Below are 18,624 nucleotides of genomic sequence, written 5' to 3'. Positions count from 1 at the left end.
TTTTGATTTCCAAAGTGGGTAAATCTGGTGTTTAAAATGGCGAATATGGTAGTATTTTCCTTAGGTGATACGTATTGCCAAATTGAGCAGTGTTGCTCTGCAAAAAGGACTCCCGGCACCTAGGACAACTAGGGCCTCCAAACGAATAAGTTTTGCGAGTAAAGGAAAGAAATGTTCCTGGGCCAAACCGTTGAATCGCGCGAACCTGACCTTCGCATTCCACTACTGGAAGCTGAACGCTGGTGGGGTGGAGCGGTAGATGATGCTGCACACCAACCCTATGGCGACCAAGATTTCAGCCGCGACCTCGCACAGGTTCACCCTAGCGAGGACGGGGCGGGCGCTCCCTCGAACCAAGCCGCCCCGATTCTGGTTTCCACCCGAGGACGCAACGTCAGTTCTGACCGCCCCTTCCGTTTCGCCTTTACCCCCGAAGAACTAAAGGTTTGGGGCGAAAACTTGCGGTTTGTGGGGGAACGACCCGCCAGCCCAGACGCTTCGACACTGAGCGGACAGACGCTAGCTGCCGCATTCATGGATCTAGCTGAAAACGTTTGGACTCCCTCGGGTGCGCCGGATCGGGCACTCTTTACCGGTCCCCAGTACAACACTTGGATTGAGATGCCCCTGCATCCCACCCAGGAAAAAGTCCTTGACTACGTGCGCAATATGTTGGATTGCGGCATGCCTCCCGGCGTTGTCATGATCGACGACCTCTGGGCTCGCGACTACGGGAGCTGGCAGTTTGACCTAGCGGCCTTCCCGGATCCAGCCGCAATGGTACGTACCCTTCATGAGTGGGGCTGTGCTGTCATGCTCTGGGTCGTACCCTTTGTTAGCCCCGATTCATTCGAATTCCGCGAACTAGAAAAAGCCGGCTACCTACTAAAGGATGAGCACGGTCAGACCGCCCTGAGGCGCTGGTGGAACGGCATTAGTGCCTGCCTAGACCTAAGTAACGAATGTGCCCTGAAATGGCTAAAAGAACAGCTAGATGAGCTGCGTCGTAGTTACGGTATTGACGGCTTCAAGTTTGATGCGGGCGATGTGCGCGACTATCGAGATACGGACCAGACTAATGGGCTGAGCCCGGTAGAAATGTGCGAGGCCTGGGGCAAGTTCGGTACTAACTATCCGTTAAACGAGTACCGGGCCTGCTGGAAGATGGCCGGTGCACCGCTGGCACAGCGTCTGCAGGACAAACCCCCCACTTGGGATGAGCGGGGTATTGGTGCTCTGATCCCGGAAATGCTGACCCAAGCGATGATCGGCTGTGCCTACGTCAGCCCGGACATGATTGGTGGGGGAGAGATCGTGGCGATGACCGCCGCTGGTGGAATCGATCAGGAACTCTTCGTCCGTTACGCGCAGATTGCGGCGCTTTCGCCCATGATGCAATTCTCCGTCTCACCCGCCCGCGTACTGGATGAGCCCGCCTTCGATGCGCTTCAAAAAGCACTAAACCTGCGTGAACGCTACCTGCCCTACCTGATGGAACTAGTAGAGCATTGTGCGACTGACGGAACCCCGATCATGCGTCCCATGTCCTATCACGACGACAGCTTGGAAGCAGCGCAGTGCCGGGACCAGTTCATGCTGGGAGAGGACCTAGTCATCGCGCCGGTACTCACCGCCGGGGCCACCAGCCGGAAGGTCTACCTGCCGGCGGGTAAATGGGAAGAAAATGAAACCCAGCAGGTCCTCGAAGGCGGACAGTTCGTAGAGATTCCCGTCGTGCTAGATACCCTGCCGATTTTCGAAAGCGTCAAAGAGTAGCCCCTTAACGGTAGGACGCCGTGTGAAGCATGAAATAATGCACGTTATTCTTGGCCGGTTTCTGCGACATCTCATAGGTTTGCCGCTAAGATAAAAAGGGTGAACAACGAAACTGCACCCCGTGACCCGTTTGCCCTTACTGGACTCACCTATGATGACGTCCTTCTGCTTCCTGAAGTAACCGATGTAGTTCCTTCCGAAGTAAGCACCAAAGCCCGTTTAACCAAGCAGATTGAGCTGGGAATTCCGCTGATTTCTGCGGCTATGGATACCGTGACCGAAGCGCGCATGGCAATCGCCATGGCCCGTCAGGGCGGTATTGGCATTCTGCACCGCAACCTTTCTATCGAGGACCAAGCGGCACACGTCCGCCAGGTTAAGCGTAGTGAATCCGGAATGGTATCCGACCCGGTCACCATTCACCCTGAAGCTACCATCGATGAGCTAGACCAGCTCTGTGGTCACTACCGAGTTTCCGGCTTGCCTGTTGTTGACGATGAACAGACCCTCTTGGGCATTATCACCAACCGTGACCTACGGTTTATCCCGCCCGCTGACTGGGCCACCACCCGCGTTAAGGATTGCATGACACCCATGCCGCTAGTGACCGGACACGTGGGGATTGGTCGCGAGGAAGCAAAGGCCCTACTGGCTAAACACCGGATCGAAAAACTACCTTTGGTGGACGATAACGGACACCTAGCAGGTCTAATCACGGTTAAAGACTTCGTGAAAACCGAACAGTACCCAAATGCCGCTAAGGACGACCAGGGTCGACTCCTGGTTGGTGCCGCAGTTGGTTACTGGGGTGACGCTTGGGAACGCGCTCAGGCGCTGGCTGAAGCCGGTGTAGACGTCCTAGTCGTGGATACCGCTAACGGTGGTGCCCAGTTGGCCCTAGACATGATTCGCCGCATTAAAGCCAGTGAAGAATTCGCTGGCGTGCAGGTAATCGGCGGTAACGTCGCTACCACCGAGGGTGCGCAGGCACTTATCGACGCAGGCGTTGACGCCGTGAAGGTCGGTGTTGGTCCGGGCTCCATCTGCACCACCCGCGTGGTTGCCGGTGTGGGCGTACCGCAGCTGACTGCCATTCACCTAGCTGCCCAGGCCTGTGGCCCCGCTGGGGTGCCGTTGATTGCTGACGGCGGCCTGCACTACTCCGGTGATATTGCTAAGGCCCTGGTTGCCGGTGCTTCCACCGTGATGCTAGGTTCCCTACTGGCCGGTTGTAAAGAATCCCCGGGCGAACTGGTATTCGTCAACGGTAAGCAGTTCAAGACCTACCGCGGCATGGGCTCCCTAGGGGCCATGAGTTCCCGCGGACGTAAGTCTTTCTCTAAGGACCGCTACTTCCAGGCTGATGTCACCAGCGACGACAAGATCGTCCCCGAAGGCATCGAAGGCCAAGTACCTTACTCTGGTGCCCTAGCGGACGTGATTTACCAGTTGATTGGTGGCCTACACCAGTCCATGTTCTACCTGGGTGCTCACAACCTTGATGAGGTCCAGAAGAACGGTCGCTTTGTCCGGATCACTGCTGCTGGTTTGAAGGAATCACACCCGCACGATGTCCAGATGACTAAGGAAGCTCCTAACTACCACTCCTGATGCGGTAGGCATTAGCGCAAACTCGTTAAGCGAATCAAAAGACGAAAATAGGGTATGAAGTCTCTAAATATCTTTGGGAAGAAGTCTGAACAGACTAGTAAGCGGAAACAAGATCGCGGTATTGCAGTGGTCGCAACCCGGATTTTTACCCCCGAAATTGCGGCGGCTGCTTTCCGTGAAAATGCTACTGCGCAGGCCTTAGCTGAATACCGTCCTACCGTGGTACTGACCGGCCAACTGGACGGTACCAAAAAGGTCGAAACTCCCAAACGAGGCTTAAAGATCAAGCGCGCACCAGTTAAGCGTGACAAGGACGGCTTTGTTCGAGGTTTATTCGAGTATCTGTCCTTTGATATTCCGCTATTCTTCCGTCTTTTTGCACAGCGTAACGTTAAGTATGTGCTCTTCGAGCCGCCCTTTACCACCGGACTAGTAGTATCGACCTATTCGCTGCTCAAGCGGGTGCCTTATATCTACTATGCGGCAGATATCGTCACCGAAGCGCAGTCCGATCTGCTACCTAAACCGATCTTCAAACTGGTGCTACTGTTCCAGCGTTACCTGCTATCCCAGGCCCGCCTAGTGCTGGTGATTAATGAGGATATGCGGGAGACCGCCCTGAAGATGGGTGCCAAACGGATCGAGGTTGTCAACAACGGGATCGACACGGACCAGTTCACCCCACCGACCGGTTCTCTAGACCCGGAACTAGCTAAGCAGATGGGCATTACCGGACCCTATTTCATCTATGCCGGTACGGCCTCTGACCTGCAGAACGCCCCAATTTTCGGCCGGGCGCTACTTTCAGAACCACAGTTGCAGGACTACCAACTGCTTTACCTGACCCAGGGTAATGAACAGGATCAGATCGATGAACTGGGTAAACAGTACCCGGATCGAATCTTGGTTCGGGGTTTGCAAAAGCCCGAGGTTGCCCGTGAGCTACAGGGGCATGCGGTCGCCGCTTTGGCCTCTATTAAACCCGGAAACGGTTACGATTTCGCCTACCCCACCAAGGTCTATTCGGCTTACGCCTGCGGTTCCCCGGTGGTCTTTGCCGGAGTCGGCCCAGCGGCGGCGGACATTAAGCGTTCAGACTTAGGCCAAGCAGTCGAAGAGTTCACTGCGGCCAATATCGGTCAGGGCATGTTAGCAGTTGCTCAGCGAGTAGCTGATGAAAAGCAGTCAAAGCAGTGGCGTGAAAGTATTCGCAACTGGGTGGTAGAGAACCGCTCCCTAAAGAAGACTGGGCAAAATGCGGCTGCCTTTATTGAAAAGCACTGCGCTGAATAAGCCTACCTGGGCTTAGCGGCTGCCAAAGAGGAAGCGCAAAAACCGAAGGTTTTTGCCTGCTGGGCAACCTGCGCCTTGAGGTCCTTAAAAGCCACGTCAAACTCTGCCTGCCAAGCTTCAGCTTTTGGTGTATCCAGTATCGGACTGTGAGACTTTAGCGCTTGCTCAAGGGAGCCTAGTAGTTGCCAAAAACCTGCATCCCAAGCTGTCAGCTGGAACTCCTCTACGTAAGCGTTATCTTCCCGCAGCGGCATAGTCAACGCCACCAGCTCCTCAAGGCAAGCCAGTAGTCTTTTCGCACTCGAAGTCTTAGCTGCCGCATTAGCTTCCAGCCAGGAAGAGACAAAACGTTCCTTGCCATGAATAGCTAAGTCTGCCGCTAACACCGGTAACTTAAGATCCTCAGCCAAGTCTGTAACGCGCCTGGAAGGTAGGAAAAAGAACTCGTTAAGCACATCAAGCTCTTGCCCTAAATAGTCCACCCGTCGCAGTGCAGACTGGCGGGACCCAGAGCGACTAGCAAGCGAAAAGACCACGCAATCATAAACGAAACGAAGCCAAGCCGGGTCTGCCTCATCAGGCACGATTGGTGCGGAAAAGAGATCATGACCCGTAACCCATAGGTCCTTAAAATCTGGGAACGTAGCCTTACGAACCGCAAAGGCCACCGCGCAGCGGGTAAAAGTCTGTTCCGTAACTGAAACCCCGTTACCAGAGCCAAACGCACTGGAGTAAAGCGCTACGTACCGCCCTGAATGCTCCACCGAATCGGAGTTATTTTGGAAAAACCCAAAAGCTCCTGCCGCTAACGACCCCCGCGGAGAGGCAGCGGAATTAACCTGCAGGGCATTAGAAAGTCGCACATAAGGCTCGGCAGCTTTAAGCGGACGCCGGGGGACAAACTCCTTGACCCAATCAGAAAGAGCCTTCCCTGGGCTTACCGGACGAACCCGACGCCACCCAATCGTCTTGATCCCCAAATCCAAAAACTCCGGGCCCGGTAAAGCCGGAACTGCGGGGGCATCCTCGGAAATATCTGCTAAAACCTGCAAATCAAAGGGGCGCGCGGTCGCCTGGCTATCCCAAAGGGTAAAGGAAATCCCCCAAGTATCTGCAACTTGCTCAAACTCGCTAGCGCGGAAAAAGAATCCCGACCGGAACGAAAAATCCTCACAAAAGTCGTCTAAAAACGGCCCAAAAGACTTCCCGCCCGTCAAAAAACGCTCATTCGAAAAGATCCCAACCGCCACTCGACTCAAAGCAAAATCGGCCTTCAACTGCTGCACCCGGAACAAGAACTGGGTGTAGAGCTGCTGGGTCGCATGAGAATAACCCGGATGCTGCAACATGGCCTGGCGGACCTGCGTCAAAGAAACCTCAGACTTGTGGCTGGCCCCCTGATTCGTCGAGGTCGCATAGGGCGGATTCATTAAAAACAGGACCGGGCGGTCGGCTAATAAATCCTGGTAGAGGGCCTCGGGTAGGTCGCCACGCGGGGGAGTAGCCCGGCCGGCTCCTTCCCGATTCAGACGGATATCCTGATTAAGAAAATCGTAGACAAAACTTGTCGCCTCAGGATTGCGGCTGGCGGAGTCAGCAAGCTCTTCCTCATGTAGCGTAGAGAGATAAAGACTAGAAAAACCCGCAATATCCTTAGTCAGATTCTTAGTCCCACAAGCTGGATCCCAAACCACCCAGTCTTTAAACCAAGTTTCGCCCAAGTCCCTAGCTAGGAGCCGATGGGCAGCCTGCGCCCACCTAGGAGGCGTGAAAAAAGACCCCTCCTGGCGTCTTTGCACAATATCCATCAACTACAAAATCCCGGATCTATCAACGATTAAAGCCCGGCCGCTGACCCCTAGAGGGGCCAAGTTTCACTGACGTCAGCTACCCGACCCTTCGAACGCAACCAATCATTAAAGCTAGTCGCCCACTGCTCATGCGCCAAAGCCTGCTCCTCATTCAGCTGCGCGGCACTAAATCCAGCCAGAGTGGGGTAGCGACGTAACTGTGCCTGGAACAAATCCAAAGTTGCCGTCACATCCGCATCCGCCTGATGGAAATCGCGACCCGTCCCCAAGTCGTAAACCGTGCACAGGTCAGTCAAAGTGCGCTTACCGCGACGATACCGGTCAAACTTACGATCCAAAACTAGTGGGTCAGCGATCGGACCAAAACCCCCAGCCCGATCAATCAGGGTTGGTAAGCCCAAACGCTCCAAACCGAAATGCAAAATCTGCAGGTCAAAACTGATATTGAAACCAACCAGAATCGCCCCCTGACGCCAGCCCTCCACAATGCCAGCCGCGACCTGCTCCAAAACGATCCGCAAATCTAGGCCCTCAGCCCGGGCCTTCTCGGTACTAATCCCGTGAACCCGCTGCGCGGCCTCGGGAATCTCCACCCCGGGATCAGCTAGCCACAGGCGCTGCTCATCCTCACGGCCCGGCTCACGACTAATCAAAGCCGCAGTCACCAGCCGATCCTGGCGGGGATTCACACCTGTTGTTTCCGTATCAAAACCAAGTAATTTGGCGTCAAATAATTCCGTCGGCAGGTTTGGGGTGTTAAAACTCATACCCATAGTCTGCCCCCAAAGACCAAAAAATGCGCGAAAAGAAACACGTCCAACACGCGCCCACGGACTTAACATGACACAATTACCGCAGAGCAGACAATCACCACGGAAAGGTGCCATTGAATGGCTAAGCAGCGTATCGAATCCCGCATGCCCAACTGGGTCGCAGTAATCATCGCATTAGTGCTAGTGGGAATCATGGGCGGAACCTCTTACTACATCTGGTACGACCTACGCCACCCAGCTCCGATCACCCATGCTGGTGCGGTTGCTCCCAGTGAGGAAGCACCTGCGGGAACTGCTACTCCTGCCCCCACCGGGGAAGGACAGCCTGGCCACATTGCCAAGGAAGCACCCCAGGTGAAGGTGGTTGCTGGACTACGCGAAACTAATCCCGAGGATTATCCTGCTGAAGGCGGCATTGTCCGTTTCCGTAGCGCCTCTGGTAACGAGGTTTGTGCCTACGCTAAAGACTTGAACCGTCTGGCAGATGACCCGTGGGTATCACTTTCCCCGACCGCTGACGGTAAGCCCTATCAGGGAGAAGGCGTAGTTTGTACGCAGGTACGTGGCGCGCTAGAACCTAAGGGCGATGATCGTCATCAGTGCCAGAACGGAGAACTGCGTGGCCGCAGCGCCACCCTAGGTGTTAATCAGGTGAACTTCGGTGCCTGCGTAAACGGAGACAACCCCACCCAGGCGGATGCGAAGAGCGAAAAGAACGAGCGCTTCAACGCCATCAAGGAAATCCCCAATGGGGCCGCCCTCAAGCTGGGCGACCGTTTCATCTGCGGCACCCCGCTGCCGGATCTGACCTGTGTGGATCTCCAGACGGGCCGGGCCTTCTCAATCCAGACCACTGGTTATAAACTATTCCCACCGGTAGCGCCGTAAGCCAAACTAGTTAGCGAAGGAAGGGAACGCGAATGAGCAATGAGATTGAAATCGGGCGCGGAAAGCGTGCCATTGCGGCCTATTCCTTCGATGATATTGCGGTCATCCCCGCCCGTCGCACCCGTGACCCCAGGGATGTGTCTGTCGAATGGCAGATCGACGCCTACCATGTTGATACGCCCATTATGGCCGCCCCCATGGACTCGGTAATGTCCCCTGAGACTGCCATTAAGTTCGGACAGCTGGGTGGCATCGGGGTACTGGACCTAGAAGGTTTGTGGACCCGCTATGAGGACCCCACGGAACAGTTCCGTCAAATCCAAGCGATGGATGAGGACGACGCCACTGTGGGGCTACAAAAAATCTATGCTGAGCCGGTCAAGCCAGAGCTGATCCGCGACCGCCTTGCGCAGATTCGCGAATCCGGGGTGACAGTGGCGGCGGCCCTGTCCCCGCAGCACACCCTAGAACACATCGACACGGTGCTAGATGCTGGAGTGGACCTGCTGGTGATTCGCGGAACCACCGTCTCAGCCGAGCACGTCTCCACCCGCTCTGAACCCCTGAACCTGAAGCGCTTCATCTACGAACTGGATGTCCCTGTGGTGGTTGGGGGCGTGGCCACCTATACGGCGGCCCTACACCTAATGCGTACCGGGGCTGCCGGCGTCCTCGTCGGTTTCGGTGGGGGAGCAGCCCACACTACCCGTCAAGCCCTAGGGATTCACGTGCCCATGGCAACTGCCGTGGCGGATGTGGCGGCAGCCCGCCGCGACTATCTAGATGAGTCTGGCGGCCGCTACGTTCACGTCATCGCGGACGGCGGTATCGGCCACTCGGGCGATATCGTGAAAGCGATTGCCTGCGGCGCGGACGCGGTCATGCTGGGTGCGCTCTTAGCCCGGGCCGAGGAAGCACCCGGTGGCGGTTGGCATTGGGGTTCAGAAGCACGACATTCGATTTTGCCCCGTGGCCGTCGCGTTCACGTGGGAACGGCCGGCACCCTAGAACAGGTCATGTATGGGCCGGCTACCCGTTCTGACGGCACCCAGAATATTGTGGGCGCCTTGAAGCGCACCATGGCCACAACTGGCTACAGCGAGGTCAAGGACCTGCAGCGGGTCACCATCGTGGTGGCGCCGGAATAGGTGCAACTATCTGCCTGGGGTGTTTGAGCCTGCTCAATCCTTTTTCTAAAAACTTGATCCCCTAGAGTTACCAGCTTTGGAAGTACTACTTCCTTAGCGGACTCTAGGGGATCTTAGTATTTAGTTATCGGTGGCGACTCACAGGCCGGGACGCTTACCGATGGTCACGGTAACTTCCTGGCTGTGGGCGAAGAAGTCATTGCCCTTGTCGTCAACCACGATGAAGGCGGGGAAGTCTTCGACCTCGATCTTCCAGATCGCTTCCATGCCTAGTTCGGGGTATTCAAGTAGCTCAACCTTCTTAATGCAGTCCTGAGCTAGACGGGCAGCGGGGCCACCAATGGAGCCCAGGTAGAAACCGCCGTGCTTCTGGCAAGCATCAGTGACCTGCTGGCTGCGGTTACCCTTTGCCAACATGACCATGGAGCCACCGTGGGACTGGAAGAGGTCCACGTAGCTGTCCATACGGCCAGCGGTGGTGGGGCCAAAGGAACCCGAAGGCATACCCTCAGGGGTCTTTGCGGGGCCCGCGTAGTAAACCGGGTGATCCTTCAGGTACTGCGGCATGCCCTCGCCGTTTTCTAGGCGCTCACGAATCTTCGCGTGGGCAATATCGCGAGCCACGATGATCGTACCGGTCAGCGATAGGCGAGTCTTAATCGGGTACTTGGATAGTTCAGCCCGAATATCATCCATCGGCTGGTTTAGGTCAATCTTGACCGCGGCACCCTTACCGGTACCCGAAACACCGTCGGTAGCCTCATCTAGTTCAGCGTCGGTGGTTTCCGGTAGGTACTGGCCCGGGTTGAACTCTAGCTGCTCTAGGAAGACGCCCTCGGGGGTGATCTTCGCGCGGGCCTGACGGTCCGCGGAGCAAGAGACGGCAATCGCTACCGGCAGGGAAGCGCCGTGACGCGGGAGGCGGATTACGCGGACGTCGTGGCAGAAGTACTTGCCGCCGAACTGGGCGCCAATGCCGATCTTACGGGTTAGGTCTAGGACTTGTTCTTCTAGTTCTAGGTCGCGGAAGCCGTGGCCGGTCTCATCGCCCTCGGTGGCGCATTCGTCTAGGTAGTGAGCCGAAGCGTACTTAGCGGTCTTGAGTGCGTATTCGGCGCTGGTACCGCCGACCACGATGGCCAAGTGATAGGGCGGGCAAGCGGCAGTGCCGAGGGAGCGGATCTTGGCTTCAATGAACTGCATCATCGAATCGGGGTTCAAGATCGCCTTGGTTTCCTGGTACAGGTAGGACTTGTTAGCGGAGCCGCCACCCTTAGCCATGAACAGGAACTTGTAAGACAGTTCGTGGCCGATCTCAGTGTCCGAGTACAGTTCGATCTGTGCCGGTAGGTTACAGCCGGTGTTCTTTTCCTCGTACATGGACAGGGGAGCGTTCTGCGAGTAACGCAGGTTCAAGTGCGTGTAAGCATCGTAAACGCCGCGGGAGATGGGGCGCTCGTCAACGCCCTCGGTGAGGACGCGCTGGCCGCGCTTACCCATCACGATGGCGGTACCGGTGTCCTGACACATGGGGAGGACCCCAGCGGAGGCAATATTGGCGTTCTTTAGTAGGTCCAGAGCCACGAACTTATCGTTGTTGGAGGCTTCCGGGTCATCCATAATCTTGCGCAGCTGAGCTAGGTGAGCGGGGCGCAGGTAGTGGGAAATATCGTGAATTGCGGTTTCGGTTAGTAGTCGCAGAGCTTCAGGAGCGACTTTGAGGAACTGCATGCCGTCGGGGCCTTCAACAACCTCGACGCCTTCTTTGGTGAGCAGTCGGTAGGGGGTAGGGTCGTCTTTTACGACCGGCAACATATCAGAGTAGAAAAAATCAGTCATGTAACCAGTTTCGTCGCTTTTAGTGTGACGTGCACCCGCTCCGACCTAGGTTTCCCTAAGAGCGGGCAAAAGGGGGACTTTTCCGCGTCCTCGCGCCAAATGGGACTAAAGTCTACTTTCCCTGCCGAGGGCGCAGAAAAGCTTTAATACAGAAACGTTCCCTTTGCGTAAACCCATTTTTAGGTCACCTGCTAGAACCTAAAAGCTGGGGGTGAAACTAACCTAGTTACGGACCGCCAGACAGATGCCCGCGCCGGCCGGAACTAGGGAAGGCATAAACTCGACACTTTCTTCCAGTACTTCAAGGCACTGACGAAGTAGAGTGGGCAGCGGATCGCGACGGATCGGATTAGCGACCGCCCCGTGCAGCAGCGCATCCATAATCACCAACAGGCCGCCAGAGCGTAACATGCGAGTCGCATGCTGCAGATAGTGGGGGATTTCCTCTGGATCTCCATCCAGCAGGACCAGATCATAGGCTCCCGGGCTCATTCGGGGCATTAGATCAAGGGCATTACCGGTGAAGAGTCGGCTCCGATTCGGGGAAACCCCAGCCTCGTTTAAGGCGTGACGGGCTTGACGCTGCAGTTCCGGCTCTAGTTCCACACTGGTTAGCACGCCCGTTTGCGGCATTCCGGAAAGTAGGTAGAGGGAAGCTAAACCGCAACCGGTTCCTACCTCGAAGGCGGAACGGGTCTGCTGAATGCGGCACAGGTTTGCCAGGAGAGCGCCCTCGCCGGGAGTAATTGGTTCGGAACCCAGTTCTAGGGCAGCCTGACGGGCCCGACGCATAGGTTCGGGCTCACTGGGATAGTTCCGGGAATAATCCCAGGCTAACTCTAAATCCATCAGTTCCTACTAACTAATTTTGGGGTAAAGAAAAACTCACCAGCGGCGGACTAACGCCACTGATGAGTTATTCTACGGCTTTAATGTCCGGAAAGCGCTAGTTTAGAGCGGGGAAAGGCCGAGGTTCTTACCGGCCAAGCCGCGAGTGCGCTTGGCTAGGACTTCGGCAACCTGCTGCAGGGCCTTCGCGGCGGGGCCTTCGCGTAGCACCACGGGGGAGCCCTGGTCAGAGCCTTCACGTAGGTTCACATCTAGCGGCACCTGGGCCAGTAGCGGAACCTGGTAGCCAAGCTGAGCGCCGAGGCGTTCGGAGACCTGCTGGCCGCCACCGGAACCAAAGATCTCGGTGCGGGAACCATCCGGGTTCTCTAGGAAGGACATGTTCTCTACGACGCCCACGACGCGCTGTTTAGTCTGGGTGGCAATGGAGCCGGCTCGTTCAGCCACCTCGGCCGCTGCGATCTGCGGGGTGGTGACGACGACGATCTCCGCATTCGGAAGGAGCTGCGCGATAGAGATAGCAACGTCGCCCGTGCCGGGAGGTAGGTCCAGGAGGAGGGCGTCAAGGTCGCCCCAGAATACGTCCGCTAGGAACTGCTGTAGGGCGCGGTGCAGCATGGGGCCACGCCAAATCACGGGAGTGCCGTCTGGTACGAACATGCCAATGGAAATCACCTTTACGCCGTGTGCAACCGGCGGAATGATCATCTCGTCGACCTTCTGCGCGGGGGTGTCAACACCCAGCATGCGAGGAATCGAGAAACCGTAAATATCGGCATCCAGCACGCCCACCTTCAAACCCTGGGCTGCTAAGGCGGCAGCTAGGTTCGCGGTGATGGAGGATTTACCCACGCCACCCTTACCGGAGGTAATCGCATAAACCTTGGTTAGGCAACCAGGCTTGGTGAAGGGGATTTCGCGTTCGGTATGGCCGGTGAGCTTTTCGCGTAGGGCCTTCTTCTGTTCATCACTCATGACACCCAGTTCGACCTGAACATCGGTGACGTTTTCGACTGCGCCCACTTCCTTTTTCACGTCGGCGCTGATCTTGGTTTTAAGCGGACAACCTTCGGTGGTTAGGTCGACGCCTACGATAACGGTTCCGTCTTCGTTGATCTTGACGTTGCGGATCATACCCAGTTCGGTAACAGGGCGGCGAATCTCTGGGTCAATAACTTTTTCTAGGGCGGCGTTAATCGCTTCCACACTGGGTTTCAAGAGTTTCTTCTTTCCACTTTGTTGATGGGTAAAACTTGGGTTTATCCGGCTTTGAAGCCTCTATTTTACGGGCTCTCAGTGGCTTTCGCTAGGGCCTTCACCACGTTCGTCGGCCTTGATTTCTTCCACCAGATCACTTAGCAGGTCGCGTAGTTCCGAGCGTACAAAGTCACGCGTAGCCACATCTTGCATGGCCAAGCGAAGGGAGGCGATCTCTCGGGTTAGGAACTCGGTGTCCGCTAGGTTGCGCTCGGCTCGCTGGCGGTCGTTTTCCGCTAGCACGCGGTCACGCTGTTCCTGTCGGTTCTGCGCTAATAGAATCAGGGGCGCAGCGTAGGAGGCCTGGGTAGAGAAAGCTAGGTTCAGCAGGATGAACGGGTAGGGGTCAAAACTGTAGCCGTATATGCCAATCAGGTTAACCGCGATCCAAATGATCACGAAGGCCGTCATATACATGATGAACTTCGGGGTGCCCATGAAAGTTGCGAAGCTTTCAGAGAACTTGCCGAAGGTTTCATCAAAGGAATGCTCTGACCGGTAGCGGGCAAAGAAGCCGCGGCGGACCCGGGGAGTGTCTAGGCGCTCAGCCATGGGCAGCATTCCTTTCAATCGTGCGGTCAGTGATTTCTTCGTCCGCGTCACGCCAGTCATCGGGCATTAGGTGGTCGAGGACGTCGTCAACGGAAACCGCCCCTAGGAGCTTTCCGTCGGGGTCAACTACGGGGAAAGCCACCAGGTTATAGGTAGCCATTAGACGGGTAACAGTACCAATCGAAACTTCCGGCTCCACCGGTTCAATATCGGTATCGAGGATCGTTCCGATAAGTGTTTGCGGAGGCTCACGCAGGGCTCGTTGCAAGTGGACTACCCCTAGGTACTTACCAGTTGGGGTTTCCAATGGGGGACGGGTCACGAACACGATTGCGGCTAGCGCGGCCGGAATATCTTCCCGGCGAACATTAGCTAGCAGCATGGCCACGGTCGCGTCCGGGGGCAGAATAATCGGCTCGGTGGTCATCAAACCACCGGCAGTGTGTTCCTCATAGGACATGAGGCGACGAACGTCCTCGGCCTCTTCTGGCTCCATTAGTTCCAGGAGCTCATCGGCCTTGGCTTGGGGGAGTTCTGAAACTAGGTCGGCGGCGTCGTCAGGCTGCATCTCATCGAGGACGTCTGCCGCGCGGTTAGCTTCCAAGGCGTTAACGATCAAGACTCGGTCATCGTCAGAAAGTTCTTCTAGGACGTCCGCTAGGCGATCGTCGGGAAGCTGCTGGGCGACCTCGATCATGCGCTGATCAGAAAGATCGTGTAGCGCATCAGCCAAGTCCGCGGGCTTGAGTTTGTCCAGAGTTTCCAATAGCGAGGACGCATCTTGGGGCATCCCGGCAGTGGCCGTACCGGTTACCTCACCGGGGTGGACTAGGACCGATTCGCCGGTGCGTCGGTAGCCTAGAGTGGCGGAACGGACTCGTTCAACAAAGTACTGATCAACCAGCCAGTCACGTTGCGGAGTCATCTGCAGGGCAATGTCACTGATCATGCCCTGACCACTGCCGTCTTTGAAATCAACCAGTCGGTCTAGGAGATCCGCGATCGCTAAGGATTCGGCGTTGCGCTGCTGGAAACGGCGAATATCTAGACGGCCGGTCATGATGACCGCGCCGGCCTCAATGCTGGTGATACGACTGAAAGGAAGGAAAACGCGACGCTGCTTACCGACCTCAACGACCACACCAACGGCGCGCGGGGCCCCACGGAAGCGTAGCAGGAGGACAATATCGGCCACGCGACCCACCTGGTCACCAATCGGGTCGAATACTGGGGTACCGGCTAATTTGCCAGCGAAAATCCGGGTGAGGCGGTTTTTGCGTGGTTGTTTAATATTCGCCATGGTCCCTCCCTTTTGGCCGCGTTCGGGTGACAGTGGGCATGCAAAAGCCCACCAAGGCTATTCTAACGGCCAGCAACGAAAGGTGGCGCACCCAGCGCGAACCGGTGGTGGGTATCTCACTACAAAATAAGAAAAGTGGCCAAAAATAGGGCAAAATCGTAGTCATGTCGATTAATAACTTCAGTTTTAAGTCCGGACCGCAGCCCACAGGGCGAACGGTAGCCAACTTCGAAACCTCAGAGCAGGCACACGAAGCTCTACGCAAGCTTAGTGAAGCCGGTTTCAACCAAGACCAGATCGCCACGGTCGGTACGGATCTGAAGCTAATCGAACAGGTCACCGGAAAGGTCACCTTCGCCCGCATCCTATTCTCTGGCCTCATGCAGGGACTCTGGTTTGGCGTCATGATCGGCCTGATGTACTTCGTGGTCTCAGAACACGCCACCTGGCAGGCCGCTTCCATGGCAGCCTCCATTGGCCTAGTTGGCGGCCTAGTGCTGGGCCTGACCGCCTACTTCATGCGCCCTGACTTGCGCGGCAAGGTCACCACCCAGTCCCACGTTGTGGCCAGCAGCTACGACATCCTAGTCAAGGCCGAATCTGATCGAGCCCGTGAACTACTAAAAGACATGCCTGGTAACCGCATGCGTGTCGTCCAGCGTCCGCCTCGTGCCGATGACCCCTCAAAGCGTCCGCCGCGCTACGGCGTCCGACTAGACGAGGAAGAACTAGATGCCCTACGGGAACAAGAAGGCGTTTACCTTCCCGAAAACCAAGCGGCAAGTAGCTCGGATTCGCAGGCTTCGGATACGACCTCAGCTGACTCAACCGATAATGACCAGGAAGACCGTGGCCCCTTTGACCTGAAGCCGGGAGAGGATCCCTTCAAGAACATTCCCTCCCGCCGTTCACGCCGCTAATCTGACCGGCCAGAAGCTTTCAGCCGAAGCTTTAAGAGGCCATTAAAACTTAAAACCGCCGCAGGAGAATAACCCTGCGGCGGTTTTTTAGCGCTCAAAATCGTCTGGTGGGGCTTCCAAGTCTGGTGGGGCTTCCAACTCTGGCGGGGCTTCCAAAAGCGTACTGACCAGGCGCAACTGTTGACCATAAAACTGGCCAATCTCGAGGGGCGCGTAAGTATTTCGTAAATGGGCTGGGGCGACCTCGTCAAAGTTCATGCGGAACCTAAAGACTCGTTGCTCATTTAGCGTCAGTCGAGGGGGCGCAAAAGCCCCATCGGAGGTTAAACACAAAAGGCCTTCAGCATCTAGAGGAGCCAGCGGGTGCACATCACGCAAACCCTCGGCTGACTCCAAAGCGGAGGCGATCTTTACCCCGTGCGTATTCACAATCTCCCTGAGCATCAAATAGCCTTGGGGGAGGGGATGGGACTTCTGTTGGTAGGCCGCAAAAAGTAACTTCGCTAGCCCATCCCCAGAAAGCTCACGAGTTAAGGTGGATTCTGAACAGTAAGGGTTCGGGTAGCCCGAATGGTCATCCATCGGTTGGCCCTGACAGAGCAATAAAACTGTGAGCGCCTGCGGGGCCTGGGCTACCGAAATGGTGGCCGGAAGTGACCCCAATTGTTGGCTAATCTGGTTTACCTCTTTTTTGAAACTAACCGACTCCCAGAGGGTCGCGGGCACATAATCTGGGTGCTCCCGGAAGTATTTCCATGTACTAGCCAAATACATGATCACACCCAAGAACAACACCAAGATAATCAACGTAAAGAAGATCATCGCTACTAGGTGCACCCAAGAGGGGTACTCAGGTTTTGTGGCCGGAGAATCGAAATATAGGTTGTAGGCATAAACCCAGCCAGCAATGAATACCAGCGGGCTCAGTAGCAAAAGTGCCCGCAGGGGAATAATGGCCTTACGCCAAAATCCGCCCGCGGGCACTTGAGGTTCCTTAGTCATGGCTAGTTTCGAAATCTAGAAACTTTTGCTAGCCGCCCGGATTAGCTGTTCTGGACGCGCTCAATCCAAGCTTCAACATCTTCGACCGTGCGAGGAATGTCCTCAGAAAGGCGAATCACCTTCCCGTCAGCCTGGACTAGGCAGTCATCTTCGATACGGACACCCATTCCGCGGAAGCGCTCCGGGGCTAGTAGGTCATCGCTGCGGAAGTACAAGGCCGGTTCGATGGTGAAGCACATGCCGGGTTCCAGTTCTGCCTCCACGTACATTTCACGGCGGGCCTGGGCACAGTCGTGCACATCCAAACCAAGGTGGTGGCTGGTGCCGTGCGGCATCCAACGACGGTGCTGCTGGCCCTGGGGTGACAGGGATTCTTCCTGGCTGACCGGCAGAATGCCCCAGGCATCCAAGTGCTTAACTAGGACCTTAATGGCGGCTTCATGCAGGTGACGGAACTTAGCGCCCGGCTGGTTTGCAGCCTCAAGGGCCGCCTCACAGGCCTCTAGGACGGCATTGTAGAGTTCAGCCTGAGCCTCAGTGAACTTCCCATCCACCGGCAGAGTACGGGTGATATCAGCGGTGTAGAGGGAATCAACTTCACAACCAGCGTCGACCAAGACTAGGTCACCGGGGCGAACCGGGCCATCATTGTCGATCCAGTGCAGGGTATTAGCGTGGTTACCAGAAGCGGCAATCGTGTCATAACCCAAGCCATTGCCTTCTTCACGAGCTACCGCCCCAAAGGCACCTTCAATGACGCGCTCACCACGGTGGTGACCCACGGCGCGCGGCAGAGACTTAATGATGCCCTCAAAGCCCGCATAGGTGACGTCGACGGCATGCTGAAGTTCGGCCACCTCGTGCTCATCCTTGGTTAGACGTAGCTCGGAAAGGACCCGCTCAAAGTCCTTATCTTCCGAGGTGGCGTCCTTACCGAAGGGTAGGCCAGCCTGCTGGCGAACCTCGTTGACTAGGCTTTCAACCTTAGTGTCAACGCCCGGAACCACACGCAGGTTTACTAGGCCGGCATCCTTAGCGAGGGCATCACCCAAAGTATCAATGGGGGCGCAGTCTAGGCCGGTCATGGTCTCCATCTCTTCCAAAGAGGGACGCGGGCCTACCCAGAACTCGCCATAGGTGGAATCGGCGTAGAACTGCTCGGAAGACCTAGAGGCGCGCGGCTGGAAATACAGGACCGGCTTGTGCGACTGGGCGGAACCTTCCGGTTGGGGCTCAAGCACTAGTACCGCATCGGGTTCTAGCTCGCCGCCCAGGCCGGTGAGGTGCGCGAAAGCTGAGTGCGCACGGAAACGGTAATCGCAGTCATTGGAGCGCTGCTTGTAGGTGCCCGCGGGTAGTACTAGACGCTGTCCGGGGAAGTTTGCGCCCACGGCCTCGTGACGGGCCGGAAGGTAGTCAGCTACCGCCTGGCGGGTGACGCCAGCATCCTCGCGCGGTCCCCAGTTGGAACCGATGAAATCACGGAAGGCCTGCGGGAAGGGGCTGGGAGCCCGATTCTCATTCCCGGTGGCGTACTCTTTTTGGTCTTTTTTCGCAGTATCTTTGGAATCGCTCATAGGTACATTCTCCTAGCGCTACGCTAGC

The 18,624-nt window shown here is 56.4% G+C and carries 15 protein-coding genes; 6 read left to right on the top strand and 9 right to left on the bottom strand.

The genetic code is table 11. The annotated features are described in order from the left end of the window. Positions 1-171: 171 nt before the first annotated feature. The 3 genes from BSR28_RS00360 to BSR28_RS00350 all read left to right on the top strand — a co-directional run bounded on the left by BSR28_RS00360 (position 172) and on the right by BSR28_RS00350 (position 4,680). A complete protein-coding gene (locus tag BSR28_RS00360) occupies positions 172-1,776 on the top strand; it encodes a glycoside hydrolase family 31 protein (RefSeq protein ID WP_073713019.1) in 1,605 nt (534 codons plus the stop codon). Between the two features lie 99 nt (positions 1,777-1,875). After that, the gene (guaB, locus tag BSR28_RS00355; protein WP_073708646.1) at positions 1,876-3,387 is read left to right on the top strand and encodes an IMP dehydrogenase; all 1,512 of its coding nucleotides are present in this window, start codon (positions 1,876-1,878) and stop codon (positions 3,385-3,387) included. Positions 3,388-3,441: 54 nt separating this feature from the next. After that, positions 3,442-4,680, top strand: coding sequence for a glycosyltransferase (locus BSR28_RS00350; protein ID WP_083562799.1), 1,239 nt, complete (start codon positions 3,442-3,444; stop codon positions 4,678-4,680). Positions 4,681-4,682: 2 nt separating this feature from the next. Here BSR28_RS00350 and BSR28_RS00345 read toward each other — a convergent pair whose 3' ends face one another. Together BSR28_RS00345 and BSR28_RS00340 are read right to left on the bottom strand one after the other, a co-directional pair. Next, a complete protein-coding gene (locus BSR28_RS00345) occupies positions 4,683-6,401 on the bottom strand; it encodes an Eco57I restriction-modification methylase domain-containing protein (RefSeq protein ID WP_158020311.1) in 1,719 nt (572 codons plus the stop codon). A 137-nt stretch (positions 6,402-6,538) separates the two neighbouring features. After that, positions 6,539-7,258 carry an exonuclease domain-containing protein gene (locus BSR28_RS00340; protein ID WP_073713251.1) on the bottom strand — a complete coding sequence of 240 codons (720 nt, stop codon included), beginning with the start codon at positions 7,256-7,258 and terminating at the stop codon, positions 6,539-6,541. Between the two features lie 123 nt (positions 7,259-7,381). On the opposite strand from BSR28_RS00340, the gene BSR28_RS00335 reads away from it, so the two are divergent. Together BSR28_RS00335 and BSR28_RS00330 are read left to right on the top strand one after the other, a co-directional pair. Then, positions 7,382-8,152 carry a hypothetical protein gene (locus BSR28_RS00335; protein WP_073708648.1) on the top strand — a complete coding sequence of 257 codons (771 nt, stop codon included), beginning with the start codon at positions 7,382-7,384 and terminating at the stop codon, positions 8,150-8,152. A 32-nt stretch (positions 8,153-8,184) separates the two neighbouring features. After that, positions 8,185-9,300, top strand: a complete 1,116-nt coding sequence (locus BSR28_RS00330; protein WP_073708649.1) for a GuaB3 family IMP dehydrogenase-related protein — start codon at positions 8,185-8,187, stop codon at positions 9,298-9,300. Between the two features lie 138 nt (positions 9,301-9,438). Here the strand turns inward: BSR28_RS00330 and BSR28_RS00325 are convergent, their stop codons facing one another. The 5 genes from BSR28_RS00325 to BSR28_RS00305 all read right to left on the bottom strand — a co-directional run bounded on the left by BSR28_RS00325 (position 9,439) and on the right by BSR28_RS00305 (position 15,097). Continuing rightward, the gene (locus BSR28_RS00325; protein ID WP_073708657.1) at positions 9,439-11,139 is read right to left on the bottom strand and encodes a fumarate hydratase; all 1,701 of its coding nucleotides are present in this window, start codon (positions 11,137-11,139) and stop codon (positions 9,439-9,441) included. Positions 11,140-11,361: 222 nt separating this feature from the next. Continuing rightward, on the bottom strand, positions 11,362-11,988 hold the full coding sequence (locus tag BSR28_RS00320) for an O-methyltransferase (protein WP_073708658.1): 627 nt from the start codon (positions 11,986-11,988) through the stop codon (positions 11,362-11,364). 102 nt (positions 11,989-12,090) lie between these two features. Continuing rightward, positions 12,091-13,206, bottom strand: coding sequence for an Mrp/NBP35 family ATP-binding protein (locus BSR28_RS00315; RefSeq protein WP_073713017.1), 1,116 nt, complete (start codon positions 13,204-13,206; stop codon positions 12,091-12,093). Between the two features lie 75 nt (positions 13,207-13,281). Next, positions 13,282-13,797, bottom strand: coding sequence for a DUF1003 domain-containing protein (locus BSR28_RS00310; RefSeq protein ID WP_073708660.1), 516 nt, complete (start codon positions 13,795-13,797; stop codon positions 13,282-13,284). Next, the gene (locus BSR28_RS00305) at positions 13,790-15,097 is read right to left on the bottom strand and encodes a magnesium transporter MgtE N-terminal domain-containing protein (RefSeq protein ID WP_073708661.1); all 1,308 of its coding nucleotides are present in this window, start codon (positions 15,095-15,097) and stop codon (positions 13,790-13,792) included. The genes BSR28_RS00310 and BSR28_RS00305 overlap by 8 nt, the downstream gene beginning before the upstream one ends. Positions 15,098-15,261: 164 nt before the next feature. Between BSR28_RS00305 and BSR28_RS00300 the strand changes: the two genes are divergently transcribed. Continuing rightward, a complete protein-coding gene (locus BSR28_RS00300; RefSeq protein ID WP_073713016.1) occupies positions 15,262-16,017 on the top strand; it encodes a general stress protein in 756 nt (251 codons plus the stop codon). Between the two features lie 87 nt (positions 16,018-16,104). Here BSR28_RS00300 and BSR28_RS00295 read toward each other — a convergent pair whose 3' ends face one another. Next, positions 16,105-17,019: a hypothetical protein gene (locus BSR28_RS00295; protein ID WP_143237517.1), complete on the bottom strand. Its 915-nt coding sequence runs from the start codon at positions 17,017-17,019 to the stop codon at positions 16,105-16,107. A gap of 41 nt (positions 17,020-17,060) precedes the next feature. Continuing rightward, positions 17,061-18,596 (bottom strand): aminopeptidase P family protein, encoded by a 1,536-nt coding sequence (locus BSR28_RS00290; RefSeq protein ID WP_073713014.1) that lies wholly within the window; start codon positions 18,594-18,596, stop codon positions 17,061-17,063. Positions 18,597-18,624: the final 28 nt, after the last annotated feature.

Origin of the sequence: Boudabousia liubingyangii (assembly GCF_001907245.1) — a bacterium.
GTDB classification, from domain to species: domain Bacteria; phylum Actinomycetota; class Actinomycetes; order Actinomycetales; family Actinomycetaceae; genus Boudabousia; species Boudabousia liubingyangii.
The sequence above is the reverse complement of the archived record's forward strand: the minus strand, read 5'-3'. Positions and strand labels throughout refer to the sequence as shown.

What these genes read in the sequence shown, in the direction of transcription:
- BSR28_RS00360 (WP_073713019.1), top strand. Translation starts at nt 172, where the DNA reads ATGTTCCTGGGCCAAACCGTTGAATCGCGCGAACCTGACCTTCGCATT.
- BSR28_RS00350 (WP_083562799.1), top strand. Translation starts at nt 3,442, where the DNA reads ATGAAGTCTCTAAATATCTTTGGGAAGAAGTCTGAACAGACTAGTAAG.
- BSR28_RS00340 (WP_073713251.1), bottom strand. Translation starts at nt 7,258, where the DNA reads ATGAGTTTTAACACCCCAAACCTGCCGACGGAATTATTTGACGCCAAA.
- BSR28_RS00335 (WP_073708648.1), top strand. Translation starts at nt 7,382, where the DNA reads ATGGCTAAGCAGCGTATCGAATCCCGCATGCCCAACTGGGTCGCAGTA.
- BSR28_RS00330 (WP_073708649.1), top strand. Translation starts at nt 8,185, where the DNA reads ATGAGCAATGAGATTGAAATCGGGCGCGGAAAGCGTGCCATTGCGGCC.
- BSR28_RS00325 (WP_073708657.1), bottom strand. Translation starts at nt 11,139, where the DNA reads ATGACTGATTTTTTCTACTCTGATATGTTGCCGGTCGTAAAAGACGAC.
- BSR28_RS00320 (WP_073708658.1), bottom strand. Translation starts at nt 11,988, where the DNA reads ATGGATTTAGAGTTAGCCTGGGATTATTCCCGGAACTATCCCAGTGAG.
- BSR28_RS00310 (WP_073708660.1), bottom strand. Translation starts at nt 13,797, where the DNA reads ATGGCTGAGCGCCTAGACACTCCCCGGGTCCGCCGCGGCTTCTTTGCC.
- BSR28_RS00305 (WP_073708661.1), bottom strand. Translation starts at nt 15,097, where the DNA reads ATGGCGAATATTAAACAACCACGCAAAAACCGCCTCACCCGGATTTTC.
- BSR28_RS00300 (WP_073713016.1), top strand. Translation starts at nt 15,262, where the DNA reads ATGTCGATTAATAACTTCAGTTTTAAGTCCGGACCGCAGCCCACAGGG.
- BSR28_RS00295 (WP_143237517.1), bottom strand. Translation starts at nt 17,019, where the DNA reads ATGACTAAGGAACCTCAAGTGCCCGCGGGCGGATTTTGGCGTAAGGCC.
- BSR28_RS00290 (WP_073713014.1), bottom strand. Translation starts at nt 18,596, where the DNA reads ATGAGCGATTCCAAAGATACTGCGAAAAAAGACCAAAAAGAGTACGCC.